General features: G+C 62.1%; 13 protein-coding genes. 12 read left to right on the top strand and 1 reads right to left on the bottom strand.

The genetic code is table 11. From position 1 onward, the window contains the following. The first annotated feature begins 112 nt into the window (after nt 1–112). From EN818_RS04050 to EN818_RS04015, 9 genes are all read left to right on the top strand, one after another. Nucleotides 113–2,086 carry an AAA family ATPase gene (locus EN818_RS04050; protein ID WP_135904064.1) on the top strand — a complete coding sequence of 658 codons (1,974 nt, stop codon included), beginning with the start codon at nt 113–115 and terminating at the stop codon, nt 2,084–2,086. 30 nt (nt 2,087–2,116) lie between these two features. Further along, nucleotides 2,117–2,941 carry a hypothetical protein gene (locus tag EN818_RS04045; RefSeq protein ID WP_095808374.1) on the top strand — a complete coding sequence of 275 codons (825 nt, stop codon included), beginning with the start codon at nt 2,117–2,119 and terminating at the stop codon, nt 2,939–2,941. A 195-nt stretch (nt 2,942–3,136) separates the two neighbouring features. Further along, nucleotides 3,137–3,739: an ANTAR domain-containing response regulator gene (locus EN818_RS04040; RefSeq protein ID WP_095808373.1), complete on the top strand. Its 603-nt coding sequence runs from the start codon at nt 3,137–3,139 to the stop codon at nt 3,737–3,739. 1 nt (nt 3,740) lies between these two features. After that, on the top strand, nt 3,741–4,967 hold the full coding sequence (locus EN818_RS04035; RefSeq protein WP_095808372.1) for a CmpA/NrtA family ABC transporter substrate-binding protein: 1,227 nt from the start codon (nt 3,741–3,743) through the stop codon (nt 4,965–4,967). A gap of 742 nt (nt 4,968–5,709) precedes the next feature. Then, nucleotides 5,710–5,883 carry a hypothetical protein gene (locus EN818_RS32560; RefSeq protein WP_189523764.1) on the top strand — a complete coding sequence of 58 codons (174 nt, stop codon included), beginning with the start codon at nt 5,710–5,712 and terminating at the stop codon, nt 5,881–5,883. Between the two features lie 62 nt (nt 5,884–5,945). After that, nucleotides 5,946–7,241 carry a nitrate/nitrite transporter gene (locus EN818_RS04030; protein ID WP_095808371.1) on the top strand — a complete coding sequence of 432 codons (1,296 nt, stop codon included), beginning with the start codon at nt 5,946–5,948 and terminating at the stop codon, nt 7,239–7,241. Between the two features lie 20 nt (nt 7,242–7,261). Then, nucleotides 7,262–9,712 (top strand): nitrite reductase large subunit NirB, encoded by a 2,451-nt coding sequence (gene nirB, locus EN818_RS04025; RefSeq protein WP_095808418.1) that lies wholly within the window; start codon nt 7,262–7,264, stop codon nt 9,710–9,712. 220 nt (nt 9,713–9,932) lie between these two features. Next, entirely contained in the window at nt 9,933–10,262 is a 330-nt protein-coding gene (gene nirD, locus EN818_RS04020; protein WP_095808370.1) for a nitrite reductase small subunit NirD, read from the top strand. Between the two features lie 4 nt (nt 10,263–10,266). Next, on the top strand, nt 10,267–13,155 hold the full coding sequence (locus EN818_RS04015; RefSeq protein ID WP_095808417.1) for a nitrate reductase: 2,889 nt from the start codon (nt 10,267–10,269) through the stop codon (nt 13,153–13,155). A gap of 66 nt (nt 13,156–13,221) precedes the next feature. Here the strand turns inward: EN818_RS04015 and EN818_RS04010 are convergent, their stop codons facing one another. Further along, nucleotides 13,222–13,455: a hypothetical protein gene (locus EN818_RS04010; RefSeq protein ID WP_095808369.1), complete on the bottom strand. Its 234-nt coding sequence runs from the start codon at nt 13,453–13,455 to the stop codon at nt 13,222–13,224. 247 nt (nt 13,456–13,702) lie between these two features. On the opposite strand from EN818_RS04010, the gene EN818_RS04005 reads away from it, so the two are divergent. The 3 genes from EN818_RS04005 (at nt 13,703) to EN818_RS03995 (ending at nt 16,739) form a co-directional block, all read left to right on the top strand. Continuing rightward, nucleotides 13,703–14,422 carry a LuxR family transcriptional regulator gene (locus EN818_RS04005; protein ID WP_095808368.1) on the top strand — a complete coding sequence of 240 codons (720 nt, stop codon included), beginning with the start codon at nt 13,703–13,705 and terminating at the stop codon, nt 14,420–14,422. Nucleotides 14,423–14,505: 83 nt separating this feature from the next. After that, a complete protein-coding gene (locus EN818_RS04000) occupies nt 14,506–15,171 on the top strand; it encodes an acyl-homoserine-lactone synthase (RefSeq protein ID WP_095808367.1) in 666 nt (221 codons plus the stop codon). A 305-nt stretch (nt 15,172–15,476) separates the two neighbouring features. After that, nucleotides 15,477–16,739: an Nramp family divalent metal transporter gene (locus EN818_RS03995; protein ID WP_245518794.1), complete on the top strand. Its 1,263-nt coding sequence runs from the start codon at nt 15,477–15,479 to the stop codon at nt 16,737–16,739. The last annotated feature ends 206 nt before the right edge of the window (nt 16,740–16,945 follow it).

The raw sequence follows: 16,945 nt of genomic DNA, 5'->3' as shown, positions 1-16,945 counted from the left end.
AGGGTCAGACTCTGCCTTATTGTTAGCATACTATCAGTGAATTTCCGCGTCGGAGTACTCGACTCTACTCTTACCCAATGCTTTCATGAAAGTTGGGAGAAGGGGGAAAGTGATGCGGCTTATATCAGCACATGTAACCAATTTTCGTTCCGCCGAGGATGGCGGCCAGTTTGACGTAGATCAGGTCACGTGTCTGGTCGGGAAGAATGAGGCAGGAAAGAGCGCCGTGTTGCTCGCTCTTGCTGCGCTGAATCCACATGCTGCAACGCCCGCAACTTTCGACAAGGAAAGAGACTATCCTCGCCGATTGTTAACGCAATACGCCGAGCGTCATTCGAAAGAGGACGCCATCGCGATTTCAACGATTTGGAAGCTCGATGAGAAGGAGTTGGCCAGGATTGCCGACGCCGTGGGCCCCGATGTTTTTACGTCTGACGTAATAACGGCAATTCGGCGGTATGGGCGGGACTTTGAATTTCCGAACTTACCGCTCAATTTCAAGAAGGCACTAGATTTCCTATATGCGAAATTCAAGCTGGATGACGCAGAACGTGCAGTCCTTTCAGCCGTCACGACCACAAGCAATTTGATAGCGGAAATCCCGAAAATTTCGTCCCCCACGGACAAGCATAAGGAACTGCAAAAATACCTTGCAGAGCGCGGAACCGCGAAGGGGCAAACCGAAAAAATACTGCAAGGGATGCTCCCAAAGTTTATGTATTTCTCGTCCTACGATCGCATGGATGGCGCAATTCAGATTGAGTTGACTCGGCAAATGATCTCTGACGGAAGCATAATGCTCGATCAGAATCGTGGTGTCAGATTGTTCACCGATTTTCTGGATTATGCAGGTGTTTCGATCGATGAAATATCAAATGAAACGACATACGAAACATTTAACGCAAAACTTGGTGCAGCATCGAATAATATCACCGATCAAATCCTTGAGTACTGGACGCAAAATCCTGATTTGAGTGTAGAGGTTCGAGTTGACCCAGCTAGGCCGGGAGATCCATCGCCGTTCAATAGCGGCACGATAGCGAGAGCACGCATTCAGAATAGCTTACATCGTGTCGACACTCCTTTCTCGGAAAGAAGCGCCGGCTTCGTTTGGTTCTTCTCGTTCCTGGTCAAATTTGCTCGAGTGAAGAATGACCCTTCACCAGTCGTGCTGTTACTCGACGAACCGGGATTGACGCTTCACGGAAAGGCTCAGGCCGATCTGCTCAGGTTTTTCAGGGAAAAGTTGGCTTCGCACCATCAGATAATTTATTCAACACATTCCCCATTTATGGTTCCCGCCAACGAACTGGCTGCCGTCCGTGTTGTGCAGGATCAAATCGAAATGAAGGGGGCAAGGCGTGTCCCCATTGGCACGAAGGTCAAAGACGACGTTCTCAGCCTAGATCCTGACACGCTGTTTCCGCTCCAAGCCGCGCTCGGATACGACATCAGTCAATCGCTTTTTGTTGGGAAAAATACCCTCTTGGTAGAGGGGCCCGGCGATATCCTCTATATGCAAGCGCTTTCAGAAGTTCTTAGGCAACGAGGTCGAATTAGCCTTGATGCGAGATGGGTCGTTTGCCCGGCCGGCGGGATCGACAAAGTACGGTCCTTTGTCTCGCTATTCGCTGGTAATGGATTGAATGTGGCGGTGCTGTCGGATCAGGCCAGCGGAGATCGGAAGAAGATCGAAGAAATGAAGCGATCGGCTGTACTCAAGGCGGGCCAATTCTACACGATGGCCGATTTCCTTGAGCGACCTGAAGCCGATATCGAAGATATCTTCGAGCCAGAGGTTTTCGCCAACATTCTAAATGCTTGCTACGATTTGAAGGACTCTCAAACACTGACCGCTGACAAGCTCCGAGATGCTGACAAGGAAACTAGCCGTCTGATCAAGCAGGCCGAAGCAGCCTTTAGGGTTTTCCCGGAGACTATTCCTATGCTCGATCACTTCTCTCCAGCAGCATACCTGATCCGACATCAAAAATTGCTCGACGGAAAAAGCGCGCCGATAAACAAAACCCTGGATCGGGCGGAATCGATTTTCTCAACTTTCAACAAGCTGCTGCAAAGCCTGTAACCAGCAGATTTGGATGGATAGCTGGAACAAATGGCCGACGGCGTATGCAAGCTGACAGGGAGCCGGGGCAGATTCGTGGATTCCCATCTTCTGCCAAAAGCGCTCACCAAAGCTGGTGGCCTAGGTAAGCCTCTTATGCAGGGCGGGAAAGGGCGTCCGCCAACGACTCGGCACAGCAGTTGGTATGACAATCGACTGGTAACTCGCGCAGGGGAAGACATTCTGGCGAAGCTCGACGATTGGGCAATCAAAGAGTTGCGGAAGGCGAAGCTGGTATGGTCGGGGTGGGGTCCGATGACCAGGTTACCAGATATTCGCCAAATCCCCGCAACTGGCTGGGGTATTAGGGAACTGAGCGGAGTCGATTGGCGTCTGCTGCGGGTCTTCATGCTCAGCTTGCTGTGGAGGGCAGGGGCAACAGAGCGCGAAGAATTCGGTGATATTGAGATTCCCTCAGACGATTTGAACACGCTTCGGCGGATGGTACTAGAGCGAACTCCTGACCCGATCGAGTTCTACCAGACGGAATTGACGCAACTGTCTACGATGGGCTTCGAACATAACCATACGCCTATCGCCATGACTAAGACGATTCCTGGTCTGGATGGGGAACCTGAATACGAGGTGCCGCATTTTCGGTTCTACTTTGATGGGCTTATCGTGCATTTCGACCGGCGGCCAATAGACGAAATTATCCACCGACCGCTCGGTGAGCTTGTGTTGGGCTACAGTGATACGTTGATCGTCACCACGGTAACCTACCAGGAATCTTTCCAGCGACAGAACCTGGAGCTAATCCAGGCCGAGGCCGACTCTTGGATGAGCAATCGAGCAAATACGAAGAAATCAGATTGAATACTTCGCAACGTTGCTGGTTGATTAGACGAGCGATTTCGTTCGCACTGCGACGCGCCGAGTTATCACCTTTGCTCCCTGTCGTGGTTGACCAATTGCCTAGCGGGCTAATCGGCAACGCCGTGGGCGTGTATTGGAACGCGGCCCCCTCCCATCCCGCATTGCACAATCCCCCCGCTTCGACATATTGAACCCATGGTCCATTCCTCGCTCGCCGTTCTTGTGATCGACGAAAACCGCATCCGTGCCTCGATCATCGAGGCCGGACTGCGCGAGGCCGGGCATGAGCGGGTAACGGTTATCCATGACGTCGCCGGCATTGCGCGGCGCATTGCCGAGATCGAGCCGGACGTCATCGTCATCGATCTCGAAAACCCCAACCGAGACATGCTGGAAAATATGTTCCAGCTGTCGCGCGCGGTGAAGCGGCCGATCGCAATGTTCGTCGACCGCTCCGATCAGGCCTCGATCGAGGCGGCGGTGGAGGCGGGCGTCTCGGCCTATGTCGTCGACGGGCTGAGGCAGGAGCGCGTGAAGCCGATCCTCGACATGGCGGTGAGCCGCTTCAACGCCTTTTCGCGCATGGCGCGCGAGTTGGAGGAGGCGCGCAGCGAGCTCGAGAACCGCAAGGTCATCGACCGCGCCAAGGGCATTTTGATGAAGTCGCGCGGGCTCTCCGAGGAGGCGGCCTACACGCTGCTGCGCAAGACGGCGATGAACCAGAACCGCAAGATCAGCGAGATCGCCCAGAGCTTGGTGACCGCCGCCGGGCTGCTCGGACCGCTGGAGGGCGAATAGCATGACGGCTGCGCACCAGATCACCGCCGGCTTCATGCCGCTCTTCGACAGCGCCGTGCTGGTCGCGGCCGGCGAGATGGGCTTCGCCGCGCGCGAGGGCGTCGAACTCAAGCTGCAGCGTGAGACCTCCTGGGCCAATATCCGCGACCGCATCGCCATCGGCCATTTCGACGTCGCCCATATGCTGGGGCCGATGCCGCTCGCCTGCAGCCTCGGCCTGACCCCGATCGCCTCCGAGACCATCGTGCCGTTCTCGCTTGGGCTTGGCGGCAATTGCATCACCGTTTCCAACACGGTGTGGGATGGCATGGCGGCTCACGGCGCGGAACCGGACCTCGACCCGGCGCGCGCGGGGGCCGCACTGGGTGCGCTAATCCGCGAGCGGGTCGGGGCGGCCCGCGAGCCGCTGCGTTTTGCCGTCGTGCATCCGCATTCCGGGCATAATTACGAGCTGCGCTACTGGCTCGCCGCCTGCGGCATCGATCCCGACCGGGACATCGAGATCGTCATTGTGCCTCCGCCTTTCATGGCCGATGCGCTGGCCGCCGGCCGCATCGACGGATATTGCGTCGGCGAGCCCTGGAACAGTGCGGCTGTCGCCGCCGGCACCGGCCACATCGTGACCGTCAAGGCGCTGCTGTGGCGCAACAGCCCGGAGAAGGTGATCGGCGTGCGCAAAGTGTGGGCTGAGCAGAACCCGCAGGCGCTGGCGGCACTTTTGCGGGCGCTGCATCACTCGGCCCGCTGGTGCCAGGATCCGACGAACCGCACCGAGCTGGCAGAACTGATGGCCGACGCCCGTTTCCTCGGCCAGAAGCCGGCGGTCCAGATGCCGGTGCTGAGCGGACATCTTGCGCTCGGCGGCGGCGCGGAACGGGCTATCGAGGATTTCTTCGTGCCCTTCGACAAGGCGGCGAATTTCCCCTGGAAGAGCCATGCGCTGTGGTTCTACACGCAGATGGTGCGCTGGGGGCAACTGCCGCACACGCCGCAGAACCTGGCCATCGCGCGCGATTGCTACCGCCCCGACCTCTACCGCTCGGCGCTGAAGCCGCTCGGCGTGGCGCTGCCCGGCGCCAATGCCAAGGTCGAAGGCGCGCTGAAGGCGGCGACGCCGGTCGGCTCGGCAGGAGCGAGTCTCGTGCTCGGTCCCGACGGATTCTTCGACGGCCAGATCTTCGATCCCGACCAGATCGAGGCCTATATCGCCGGACAGAAACACGCCTGATCCCTGACGCGGAGTTTTTGGCAGGTCGGGAGTGGGTAGCGGATCTCACCCATGAGATTGCCGAAGCCATCCGTCACTTCGTCATCCACGGGCGAAGCAAGGAGCGAAGCGACGCGGCGCAGACCCGAGGATCCATTCCGTGATTTCCGAGCGATGCTACGGTGCAGAATTCTGCTCCGCTGCATTCTTCGGTTGAGGTCACGGAATGGATCCCAGGGTCTCCGCGACGGAGCTGCGCTCCTGCTTCGCCCAGGGATGACGACGTTGGGGGCCAACCCCGACCGTTCGCGATAATCTCTCCCAAAACGCGGTGAAATTCCTAGCCGCTACTAAGTGTCCGACCTGTCGACAATCCCGTGCCGAGAAACTGGTTCGCAGACCTGTTCATTTGCACGCCATTCTTGTGCATTGCACAAAATTTATGCGGCACCTCAGCGCCATTGACCAATGTTTGACCTGCCGCATCAGGGGCGTTGCCAACGCGCGGACGGTGCAGTGCGTTGAATTTACTTCATAATCCAGCTCATGCCGAAACTGGCACGGTTCCTGCTTTGACGTAACCGAGCCCCTCGCGGGCAACGAGACAGGCGTCCAATGGCGGGCGCTACAGGCAAAGCTGCCGCTCAGGTCGACGCGCGATCCCGGATGGACGGACGCGAGAGGCCTGGCCGGCAGCTTTTTTGTTTGGACCCGAAACGCAATCGACGGTGCCGATCCCAAGCGGCGCCAGGCGGAGACGACGATGACGAAACGGATCGGAACGACCCTCAAGGATTTCAGGCGGCGCGACTTTGTCGGCAGCAGCCTGCTGACGGCGGTGCTGTTCACAGCCGCGCTGCTGCTGTTTCCCGCCAGCCTCAAGACCGAGGGCAAGAGCCCTGAAGTGACCGCGCCGCACGAGGTCTCCACGCGCTGACCGATGCCGCCCCTGATCCACACAATTCGCGGTGCCTCCCACACCGCAACCCGGAGCCCAAGATGACAGCAATCCTCCCAGCCGCGCCAAGCCAGGACTCCCGGCAGGCGCTCGCAATGTCCACCATCGCCTTCACCGTCTGCTTCGCGGTGTGGACGATCTTTTCCATCATCGGCGTGCGCATCAAGCAGGAGCTTGGGCTGAACGAGACCGAGTTCGGCCTGCTCGTCGGCACGCCGATCCTCACCGGCTCGCTCGTGCGCATGGTGCTCGGCATCTGGACCGACCGCTTTGGCGGACGGCTGGTCTATACCGCGACGATGCTGGCGGCGGCGGTCGCGACCTTCCTGCTCGCTTTCGCGCACACGTATGAGCAGATGCTGGTCGCGGCGCTCGGCGTCGGGCTCGCCGGCGGCTCCTTCGCCGTCGGCGTCGCCTATGTCTCGCGCTTCTTCCCCGCCGGCCGGCAAGGCACGGCGCTCGGCATCTTCGGCGTCGGCAATGTCGGCGCCGCGGTCACCAAGTTCCTGGCGCCGTTCGTGCTCCTCGCCTGGGGCTGGCAGGCGGTCGCGCAGATCTGGGCGGGCGCACTTGTCGTCATGGCGATCGTGTTCTGGTTCACCACCGGTGACGACCCCGTGATCCGTGAGCGCCGTGCCGGCAAGGCGGCAGCGCCGAGAAGCTTCTGGCAGGAATTCGCGCCGCTGAAGAACCTGCAGGTCTGGCGCTTCGCCTTCTACTACTTCTTCGCCTTCGGCGCTTTCGTGGCGCTGTCGCTGTGGCTGCCGCGCTACCTGATCGGCGTCTACGGCTTCGGCATCGCCACCGCCGGCATGATCGGCGCGGCCTATTCGATCCCCGCCAGCATCTTCCGCGCCTATGGCGGCGTGCTTTCCGACCGCATCGGCGCGCGCACCGTGCTCTACTGGACCTTCGCGGTCAGTGCCGTCGCGACGCTGGTTCTGTCCCTCCCCTCGGCAGACTACGTGGTGCGCGGCATCAGCGGGCCGATCGCCTTCCATTTCGAGATCGGTCCGCTCGCCTTCATCGCCGTCGCCTGCGTGCTCGGCTTCTTCATGAGCCTCGGCAAGGCCGCCGTCTACAAGCACATCCCCGTCTACTATCCGCAGAGTGTCGGCGCGGTTGGCGGCGTGGTCGGCATGATCGGCGGCCTCGGCGGCTTCCTCCTGCCGATCGCTTTCGGCGCGCTGAACGACCTCACCGGCGTCTGGTCGAGCTGCTTCATGCTGCTCTTCATGATCGTCGTCACGTGCTTTGCCTGGATGCATTTTTCCATCCGGCGCATGGACCGCGCGGCCGCCGCCGAAGACTCGACGCTTTCCTACGCGGCCAAGTGAGACCGGAGCGGATCAGCGACATGACAGAAAAACTCGTCATCATCGGCAACGGCATGGCCCCCGGGCGCATGCTGGAGCATCTGCTGGAAAAGGCGCCCGGGCGCTACCAGGTCACCATCTTCAACGCCGAGCCGCGCGTGAACTACGACCGCATCATGCTGTCGCCGGTTCTGTCGGGCGAGAAGGACTATGAAGAGATCATCATTCATGGCGACGGCTGGTACATCAAGCACGGCATCACGCTCTATAAGGGCCACAAGATCGTCGCCATCGACCGTGCGGCGAAGACCGTCACCTCCGACCACGGCGTGACCGAAGCCTACGACAAGCTGGTCATCGCCACCGGCTCGGTGCCGTTCATCATTCCCGTCCCCGGCAACAATCTGCCGGGCGTGCTGACCTATCGCGACCTCGACGACGTCCGGGCAATGATGCTGGCCGCCCAGTCGCGCGCCAAGGCTGTCGTCATCGGCGGCGGCCTGCTCGGGCTCGAGGCCGCTGCCGGCCTCAAGGCGCAGGGCATGGACGTCACCGTGCTGCATGTCATGCCGACGCTGATGGAGCGCCAGCTCGATCCGGCGGCCGGCTATCTCCTGCAGCGCGCCGTCGAGGAGCGCGGCATCAAGGTTCTCACCAAGGCCAACACCCAGGCCATCATCGGCAACGGCAAGGTCGAGCAGGTCGAGCTTGCCGACGGCACGATCATCCCGGCGACGCTGGTGGTGATGGCGGTCGGCATCCGGCCCAACGCCGCGCTCGCCAAGGAGGCCGGCATTGCAGTCAACCGCGGTATCGTCGTCGATGCCGGCATGCGCAGCAACGATCCCGACATCTTCGCGCTCGGCGAATGCGCCGAGGTCAACGGCATGGTCTACGGCCTGGTGGCGCCGCTCTATGAGATGGCGCGCGTTGCGGCCTCGCAGCTTGCCGGCGACGAGACGGCGGCGTTCGTGCATTCCGACACGCCGACCAAGCTCAAGGTCACCGGCATCGAGCTCTTCTCGCTGGGCGATTTCGCAGATGGCGACGACCGCCAGGAAATCGTGCTGCGCGACGCCTCGGCCGGCGTCTACAAGCGCCTTGTGCTGAAGGACGATCGCATTATCGGCACCGTGCTCTATGGCGAGACCGCCGACGGCGCCTGGTTCAACGACCTCAAGAAGAAGCAGACCGACATTTCCGGGATGCGCGACACATTGATCTTCGGCCAGTCCTACCAGGGGGGTGCCCCCCTGGACCCTATGGCGGCCGTTGCAGCCTTACCGGATGATGCGGAAATCTGCGGCTGCAACGGCGTCTGCAAGAGCAAGATCACCGGTGCCATCACCAGCAAGGGCCTGACCTCGCTGGACGACGTGCGCGCTCACACGAAGGCGTCCGCCTCCTGCGGCTCCTGCACCGGGCTGGTCGAGAAGCTGATGGTGCTTACCCTCGGCGACACTTACAACCCGGCCGCCGTGCAGCCCATGTGCTCCTGCACTGCGCTCGGCCATGACGAGGTGCGCCGGCTGATCAAGGCCAAGGGATTGAAGACCATTCCGGCCGTGATGCAGGAGCTGGAATGGAAGACCTCCTGCGGCTGCGCCAAATGCCGGCCGGCGCTCAACTATTACCTCGTCTGCGACTGGCCGGACGAATACGCCGACGACTACCAGTCGCGCTTCATCAACGAGCGTGTGCACGCCAACATCCAGAAGGACGGCACCTATTCGGTGGTGCCGCGCATGTGGGGTGGCGTCACCAGCGCCGCGGAACTCCGCGCCATCGCCGATGTCGTCGACAAGTTCGAGATCCCGATGGTCAAGGTGACCGGCGGCCAGCGCATCGATATGCTGGGCATCCGCAAGGAGGACCTGCCGGCGGTGTGGGCCGATCTCGGCCAGGCAGGCTTCGTCTCCGGCCACGCCTATGCCAAGGGCCTGCGCACGGTGAAGACCTGCGTCGGTTCCGACTGGTGCCGCTTCGGCACCCAGGACTCGACCGGGCTGGGCGTGCGCATCGAGAAGTTCATGTGGGGCTCGTGGACGCCGGCCAAGGTCAAGATGGCGGTGTCGGGCTGTCCGAGAAACTGCGCCGAGGCGACCTGCAAGGATGTCGGCGTGATCTGTGTCGATTCCGGCTACGAGATCCACTTCGCGGGTGCTGCCGGCCTCGACATCAAGGGCACCGAGGTGCTCGGGCTGGTGAAGACCGAGGACGAGGCGCTGGAGCATATCGTGGCGCTGACGCAGATGTACCGCGAGCAGGCCCGCTATCTCGAGCGCATCTACAAATGGGCCAAGCGCGTCGGCATCGACGAGATCAGGCGCCAGATCATGGAGGACGGCGAGAAGCGCACGGCCTATTACGAGCGCTTCGTCTTCAGCCAAAAATTCGCCCAGGTCGACCCGTGGTCGGAGCGCGTCTCCGGCAAGGACAAGCACGAATTCCGGCCGCTGGCTTCGGTCGGGTTCGCCGAGGCGGCGGAGTAGGGCCGATGGAAGCGTTCCTTCACACCCCCCTCTGGCCTGCCGGCCATCTCCCCCGCAAGGGGGGAGATCGGATGCCACAAGGGCCTTCGCCAATCGCCAACGTTGAAAGAAAGGCGCCGTCACCGAAGCTGCCAATCTCCCCCCTTGCGGGTGAGATGTCCGGCAGGACAGAGGGGGGTGCCTGGGCGATTTCCTCTCAAGCGAAGGCGGGAGCCATCCAATGACCTGGATCGCGATCGGCACCATCACCGACATTCCGCGCCGTGGCGCCCGCTGCGTCGCGACACCGCAAGGCAAGATCGCCGTCTTCCGCACCGCGGAGGACCAGGTCTTCGCCATCGAGGATCATTGTCCGCACAAGGGTGGGCCGCTCAGCCAGGGCATTGTCCATGGCGCGGCGGTGACCTGTCCGCTGCACAATTGGGTGATCTCGCTGGAGACGGGCAAGGCGCTTGGCGCCGATGAAGGCGCGGTGCGCACCATTCCGGTGAAGCGGGAAGGCGAGCGGTTGTTCATCGCGCTCGAAGCGCTGGCCAGCCGTGCTGCCTGAAATCATGAACGAAGCGCGCGAGGTGAGGACCACCTGCCCCTATTGCGGGGTGGGTTGCGGCGTGCTGGCCAAGGTCGCAGCGGACGGCGAGGTGAGCGTCCGCGGCGATCCCGACCATCCGGCGAATTTCGGCCGGCTCTGCTCCAAGGGCTCGGCGCTCGCTGAGACGATCGGGCTCGACGGCCGGCTGCTCTATCCCGAAATCGAAGGGCACCGCGTCGGTTGGGATGAGGCGCTCGACCGCGTCGCCTCCACCTTCTCGCGCACCATTGCCGAGCACGGGCCGGACGCGGTCGCCTTCTACGTCTCGGGCCAATTGCTGACGGAAGACTATTACCTCGCCAACAAGCTGATGAAAGGCTTCGTCGGCTCAGCCAACATCGACACCAATTCGCGGCTCTGCATGGCCTCCTCGGTCGCCGGCCATCGCCGCGCCTTCGGTTCCGATACGGTGCCCGGCTGCTATGAGGACCTGGAGCTTGCCGATCTCATCGTCCTGGTCGGCTCCAATCTGGCCTGGTGCCATCCCGTGCTCTATCAGCGCATCGCCGCGGCGCGCGAGAAGCGCCCGGACATGAAGATCGTGCTGGTCGATCCGCGCCGCACCATGACCGCCGACATCGCCGACCTTCACCTGGCGATCGCGCCCGATGGTGACACTGCCCTGTTCTCGGGCCTGCTGGCTTATCTCGCCAGGAACGATGCGCTCGATCGCGCCTACATCGCCACGCATACTTCGGGTTTCCGCGAAACCCTGGCAGCGGCAGAAACGCTCGATCTTGCCTGCATCGCCGCTGCGACGGGCCTTGGCGAAGACGAGCTTCTGCAGTTTTACGAACTGTTCGCAGCGACGCAAAAGACCGTCACCGTCTACAGCCAGGGCGTCAACCAGTCGTCGCAGGGCACCGACAAGGTCAACGCCATCATCAATTGCCATCTTGCCACCGGCCGCATCGGCAAACCGGGGGCAGGGCCGTTCTCGGTCACCGGACAGCCCAACGCCATGGGCGGCCGCGAGGTCGGAGGCCTGGCCAACATGCTCGCCGCCCATATGGAGATCGAGAACCCGGCGCATCGAGCGCGCGTGCGCCGCTTCTGGAATTCGCCGACGGTTCCCGAGCGGCCCGGCCTGAAGGCGGTCGACATGTTCAAGGCTGTCGCCGACGGGCGCATCAAGGCCCTGTGGATCATGGCCACCAACCCGGTTGATTCGATGCCGGATGCAGACACTGTGCAAGCCGCGATCAAGGCCTGCCCTTTCGTCGTCGTGTCCGACGTTCTGGAACATACCGACACCGTTCGCCACGCCAATGTCCGTCTGCCGGCCACCGCCTGGGGCGAGAAGGACGGCACCGTCACCAACTCCGAGCGCCGCATCTCGCGCCAGCGGCCGTTCCTGGCCTCGCCGGGTGAGGCGCGGCACGATTGGTGGATCATCGCCGAAGTGGCGCGGCGGATGGGCTTTGGCGAGGCATTTGGGCATGAGACGCCGGGCGCGATCTTCGCCGAGCACGCCACGCTTTCGGGATTCGAGAACGATGGCGCGCGGGATTTCGACATTGGTGGTTATGGCGGTGTCGATGCCCAAGCCTATGAGACCCTTGCACCGTTCCAGTGGCCAGCGCCGAGCCGAGGCGCCCCCCTCTGGCCTGCCGGCCATCTCCCCCTCAAGGGGGGAGATCAGCTGTCGCCGCGGCCTTCGCCAATCTCAAACGCAGCAGGACCGGCGCCAAGGGCGAAGCTGCCAATCTCCCCCCTTGAGGGGGAGATGTCCGGCAGGACAGAGGGGGGTGTTCAAGCGCGAGTTCAGCCCGAAGGGGGTATTCAAGCTCGACCTCAGCCGGAGCGGCGCGGGGCGAGAGGACACCAATCCATCCGCTTCTTCGCCGACGGCCACTTCTACACGCCCGACCGCAAAGCCCGCTTCATCCCCACCCGCGTCGCGACCGAAACCCGCACCAGCCCCGAATTCCCGCTCATCCTCAACACCGGGCGCATCCGCGACCATTGGCACACGATGACGCGCACCGGCAAAAGCCCGCGCCTGTCGCAGCACATCGCCGAACCCTTTGTCGAAATCCATCCCGACGATGCTCGGGTCCACGGCATCGGCGACGCCGACATCGTGCGCCTGTCGAGCGCGCGCGGCGAGGTGCTGGTGCGCGCCCTGGTCACGACACGCCAGCGCCGCGGCAGCGTCTTCGCGCCGATGCATTGGACCGATCAGTTCGCCGCCAGGGGCAGGCTTGACACGCTGACCGCGCCACTGACGGACCCCATCTCCGGCCAGCCGGCGCTGAAACATGTCGCTGTGCGCATCGAGAAATTCGCGGCCAAGGCTTTTGGCTTTGCCGTGCTGCGGCAGCGCCCGGAGCAGATCGCCGCCGACTATTGGGTCGTCGCCCGTTGCCAGGGCGGCTGGCGGGTCGAACTGGCTTTTGCCGAAGACAACACCGACTGGGCGGCCTTTGCCAGGTCGCTGTTCGGAAGCCTGCCGCATGCCGAGACGCTCGCCTATCACGACCGCGATGCCGGCCAGCACCGCATAGCTGTCTTCGAGGGCGAGCATCTAGCCGGCGCGCTGTTCGTCGCACCCGGTCCGGTCGCGGTGTCGCGCGGCTGGGCGGCCGATCAACTCGGCATTGCGCATGCCGGCCAGCGTCAGCGCTTCCGCATCGTTGCCGGTCGCGCCGGCGCCGACAGGCCTGATCCCGGCGCCACCGTCTGCTCCTGCTTCGGCATCGGCGCCAACCAGATGGCGGCCGCTGTGAGGGCGGGCTGCGGAACCGTGGAAGCCATCGGCGAGACGCTCAAGGCCGGCACCAATTGCGGCTCCTGCCGCGCCGAAATCCGCGCGATCATCGCGGCAAACAGGGTGCAGGCTGCGGAGTGAGTGGCATCGCCGGACTTGCGCGGCCCGCTGCGACTGGCCAACCGTCACTCAGATGCGACCGGCCTCTTACCCGCGGCCTGCCTCGATGATCCCCACCATTGCGCGGGTGAATTCAACCATGCTGTTTGCCGTCAGGGCTGCCTTATCCGGGCTTTGCCCGATCTGCTCGGCAGCACCGCAGCACGACAGGCGAATGCGGTCGTAGTGCGGATCTCTCTCGTCGTCCGGCAAGGTCGCCAAGTTCAGCGCGCGGCTATGCATCATGCGCAGCAACTGCGCCAGTGCTGTTTCGACACTCATGCGTTTTGCTCCGCATCGGTCGGACGTCGCGGCACTTCTGGGCCGGATCGTCGATCGGGATCGGTTCCCGATCAGCAAGGCTGCATCACACATATTAACACATCGTTTATTGCTAATATGATGGTTTGACAGGCGGCTTCGGAAATACTGCCTGGCTGCGCATTGCGCTCATATGACCCGGGCTTTTTCATATTGGACTTGTCTAAAATGAGTTATAAACGGCCGTGCGGGAGTTGGGGTCTCTGGCATGATCGATTCAGACGTATTCGACTTCGTTGAGCGATGCAGGAAGCACACGGCTACAGGGCCGCTCTTGAGCGATCTGCTCGAGACAGTAAGAAATCTTGGATTCGAACATCTCATCTTGAGCGGCGTCCCTCTGGGCGGGCAGAAGCTCGCCCCGATGGTGGAATTGAATGGCTGGCCCGCAGGCTGGTTCGAACGTTATGTTGAGGCCGAGCACGCCGCCGTGGATGGCGTGTGTATCTATTCGGCAAAGACGCTGAAGCCGTTCCTCTGGTCGGAAGTTCCGGGTAAGTGGTCCGACACGGAAGCCTCGCGGCGGGTTGCGGGCGAGGCGACCGAGTTCGGCATCTGGAGCGGCTTTGCCGTGCCGATGCTGAGCGTCCATCACTGGCAATCGGTGCTGTCGTTCGCCTCTTCAGCCAAGTCCTGCAAGCTGTCGCAGCGCGAGCAGGGGCAGTTGGTGACGATGGCAGTATATGCCGGCATGACCATCCAGGCTCTTTCCCATGACGAAGATGGCGAGAGCCCGCTCACCGATCGGGAAAGAGAGGTGCTGCTGTGGGCTGCCGCCGGCAAGACCTCGTCCGAGACCTCGCAAATCCTCGGCCTCACCGAGCGCACGGTCAAATGGCACGCAGCGCGGGCCCGCGAGGCTTTCGGCGTCGCCACCACTACGCAGGCGGTCGTCGAGGCCGTGCGCCGGCGCCTGATTCACCCCTGAATACGTCAACTGTCCGATCGGACAGGTGACCGATTTTAGCATCGCTGCAATCATCCCCCAAAGATCGATCGGGGGATCGTGCGATGATTGCGGCTCATGTCGTCAATGCGCATAACAAGCATCTCTACGAAAAGGAATTCGACGAGTTTTTGCGCCGCCGGCACGATTTTTTCGTGCATCAGAAACATTGGCGCCCTCCGAGCCCAGATGGTCGTGAACTAGACCAATTCGATACGGATGCAGCAACCTATTTGCTCGGTATCGAAGACGGGCGCGTCGTGACCTCGGCTCGACTAATCCCAACGAGCGAGCCGCACATGGTCTCGGAGGTTTTTCCTCATATGTGTGAGAAGTCGGGCGTCCCGCGGCGCCCCGACTGGGCCGAATGGACCCGCACCTTCGTCGTTCCCGACAAGCGCGCGACCGGGCTGCGTGGCACGCTGACACAGCTCTGCTGCGCGGTGATGGAATACGCGCTCGACGAGGGCCTGGGCGCCGTCGGCGGCGTCCAGGAAACCTACTTCATGCCCCACCACAGCGCGCTCAAATGGCACGCCGAACCGCTGGGCATGGCCAGGGAAGAAAACGGCGAATGGTACATCGTCGCCTACATCGAGGTGAACGAAGCGGCGCTGGCGAGCGTGCGCAAGATACTCGGGATCGGTCACTCGCTGCTTGTGAAGCGGGGTAGGCAGGTGCCGTTCATTCGCGATCGGGTCGTTCCGCAGTTGAAAGTCTCGGCAGCCTGAGCCGTCTGGTCTGGCATCCCATGTCTCATCGCCCGGAGCGGCTCTGACGATTGGCGTGAATAGCTTCGCAAGCCGCGGTCGCGCGGACCCGCCTATGCTCACGTGCCGTCAAGTGCCACCGCCAACGTCTGCCAACTTGTGACCTGACGATGCAGCTTCGACGCTGGTCGAAGCCGAACAAACTTCACGGAACAATCCGCTCGCCGCGCTGTTCGGCCTTGCATTGGCAGGCGGGCTCACCGCCCATCGAGCATCGGTCGACCCGTGTCTCTGCTGCCGGCAGGCTTGTTGTTATGGACGGCAGCGTGGACAAGCGAGAGGGCAGGAGTATCGGTCGGTCCGTCGGTCTGGCGTTGATCGCAGGCGCCGCCGACGACGATTGCTCGGCAATCGGAACCTATGCCAGCGCCGGAGCGAGGTTCGGGCCCGAATTGCTGTGGACCGCGCCCGTCACGCTGCCGATGATGTACACCGTCGTCTACCTGTCGTCGAAGCTCGGTCAGGTTTCGGGACGTGGTCTGTTCCAGGTGATCGCCGATTTCTATCCGCGGTGGCTGCTGTGGTCGGTTCTGGTCGGCGTCCTGATCGGCAACACGATCGAGGCGGCCGCGGATCTCGGAGCCATGTCGGCGGCGATCAACCTCTTTGTGCCTTTGCCGGCGTCGCTGATTGTCGTCTTCGTCGCCGCCTTCATCTTCGCGATGCAGGTTTTCGGCTCCTACGAGCTTCTGAGGAACGTATCCAGGGTGCTGGCGCTGGCGCTGCTGGCCTATGTGGTCTCGGCCGTTCTTGCCAAGCCGGAGCTGATGCCCGTTCTGCTCGGCACCTTTCTGCCGAAGATCGAGTTCAGCCGCGAATACCTGTCGATCCTCGTTGCCATCATCGGCACGACCCTGTCCGCCTATCTCTACACCTGGCAATCCAACCAGGAGGTGGAAGAGGAGATCGCGAAAGGAAGAACCACTCTTCAACAACGCCAGGGCGCGACCCATGCGGAATTGCGGCGCTCGCGCCATGACATCCTGATCGGAATGACGTTCTCCAACCTCATCATGTATTTCATCATCCTGTCGACAGGCTCGACGCTGCACCAAGCCGGCCATACCGAGATCGACACCGCTGCGCAGGCGGCCGAGGCGCTGCGCCCCCTTGCGGGCGAGGCCGCCGGCATCGTCTTTGCCGCGGGCGTGATCGGCGTGGGCTTCCTGGCGGTGCCGGTCATGACGACCGGCGCAGCCTTCGATCTCGCGCAGGCCCTGGGCTGGAAGCACGGCATGAGCGCCAAACCGCGCGAAGCGCCGGGTTTCTACCTGGCGACCGCAGCCTTCACACTCATTGCGGTCGGACTCAACTTTCTCGGCTTCAATCCCATGCGAGCCCTGGTCTGGTCCGGAATCGTGCAGGGCTTTTCCACCCCGCCGCTGCTGCTCTTGATCCTGCTGATGACCAACAACCGCAGGATCATGGGCGACAAGACCAACAGCCGCGTCACCAATCTCCTCGGCGGCGTGACAACGGCTGCGATCTTTGCAGCCTCAATCGGCCTTGTGGCAACCTGGTTCATCTGACGCATGCCGCCCAGCAGTGTTGGTGCGCGAGAACGACATCGAAACAAGGATTTAAACCGTGTCTCGTGGCTCCGTCCGAGCGCGAGGCGATTTCAGGAATTTCTGAGTTCCTGGAGCCGTTTTGTTGCGGCCGATCACAAGTTCGATCGAGGTGCAATCAGACAGGAACGATCCTTATCCTCACGCATTCTGCCTAATCTGCGATT

The sequence above is a fragment of the Mesorhizobium sp. M3A.F.Ca.ET.175.01.1.1 genome, from assembly GCF_004791945.1.
In the GTDB taxonomy this organism is placed as follows: domain Bacteria; phylum Pseudomonadota; class Alphaproteobacteria; order Rhizobiales; family Rhizobiaceae; genus Mesorhizobium.
The sequence above is the reverse complement of the archived record's forward strand: the minus strand, read 5'-3'. Positions and strand labels throughout refer to the sequence as shown.

Coding starts and splice junctions, on each gene's coding strand:
- EN818_RS04050 (WP_135904064.1), top strand. CDS start 113: ATGCGGCTTATATCAGCACATGTAACCAATTTTCGTTCCGCCGAGGAT.
- EN818_RS04045 (WP_095808374.1), top strand. CDS start 2,117: ATGGCCGACGGCGTATGCAAGCTGACAGGGAGCCGGGGCAGATTCGTG.
- EN818_RS04040 (WP_095808373.1), top strand. CDS start 3,137: ATGGTCCATTCCTCGCTCGCCGTTCTTGTGATCGACGAAAACCGCATC.
- EN818_RS04035 (WP_095808372.1), top strand. CDS start 3,741: ATGACGGCTGCGCACCAGATCACCGCCGGCTTCATGCCGCTCTTCGAC.
- EN818_RS32560 (WP_189523764.1), top strand. CDS start 5,710: ATGACGAAACGGATCGGAACGACCCTCAAGGATTTCAGGCGGCGCGAC.
- EN818_RS04030 (WP_095808371.1), top strand. CDS start 5,946: ATGACAGCAATCCTCCCAGCCGCGCCAAGCCAGGACTCCCGGCAGGCG.
- nirB (WP_095808418.1), top strand. CDS start 7,262: ATGACAGAAAAACTCGTCATCATCGGCAACGGCATGGCCCCCGGGCGC.
- nirD (WP_095808370.1), top strand. CDS start 9,933: ATGACCTGGATCGCGATCGGCACCATCACCGACATTCCGCGCCGTGGC.
- EN818_RS04015 (WP_095808417.1), top strand. CDS start 10,267: ATGAACGAAGCGCGCGAGGTGAGGACCACCTGCCCCTATTGCGGGGTG.
- EN818_RS04010 (WP_095808369.1), bottom strand. CDS start 13,455: ATGAGTGTCGAAACAGCACTGGCGCAGTTGCTGCGCATGATGCATAGC.
- EN818_RS04005 (WP_095808368.1), top strand. CDS start 13,703: ATGATCGATTCAGACGTATTCGACTTCGTTGAGCGATGCAGGAAGCAC.
- EN818_RS04000 (WP_095808367.1), top strand. CDS start 14,506: ATGATTGCGGCTCATGTCGTCAATGCGCATAACAAGCATCTCTACGAA.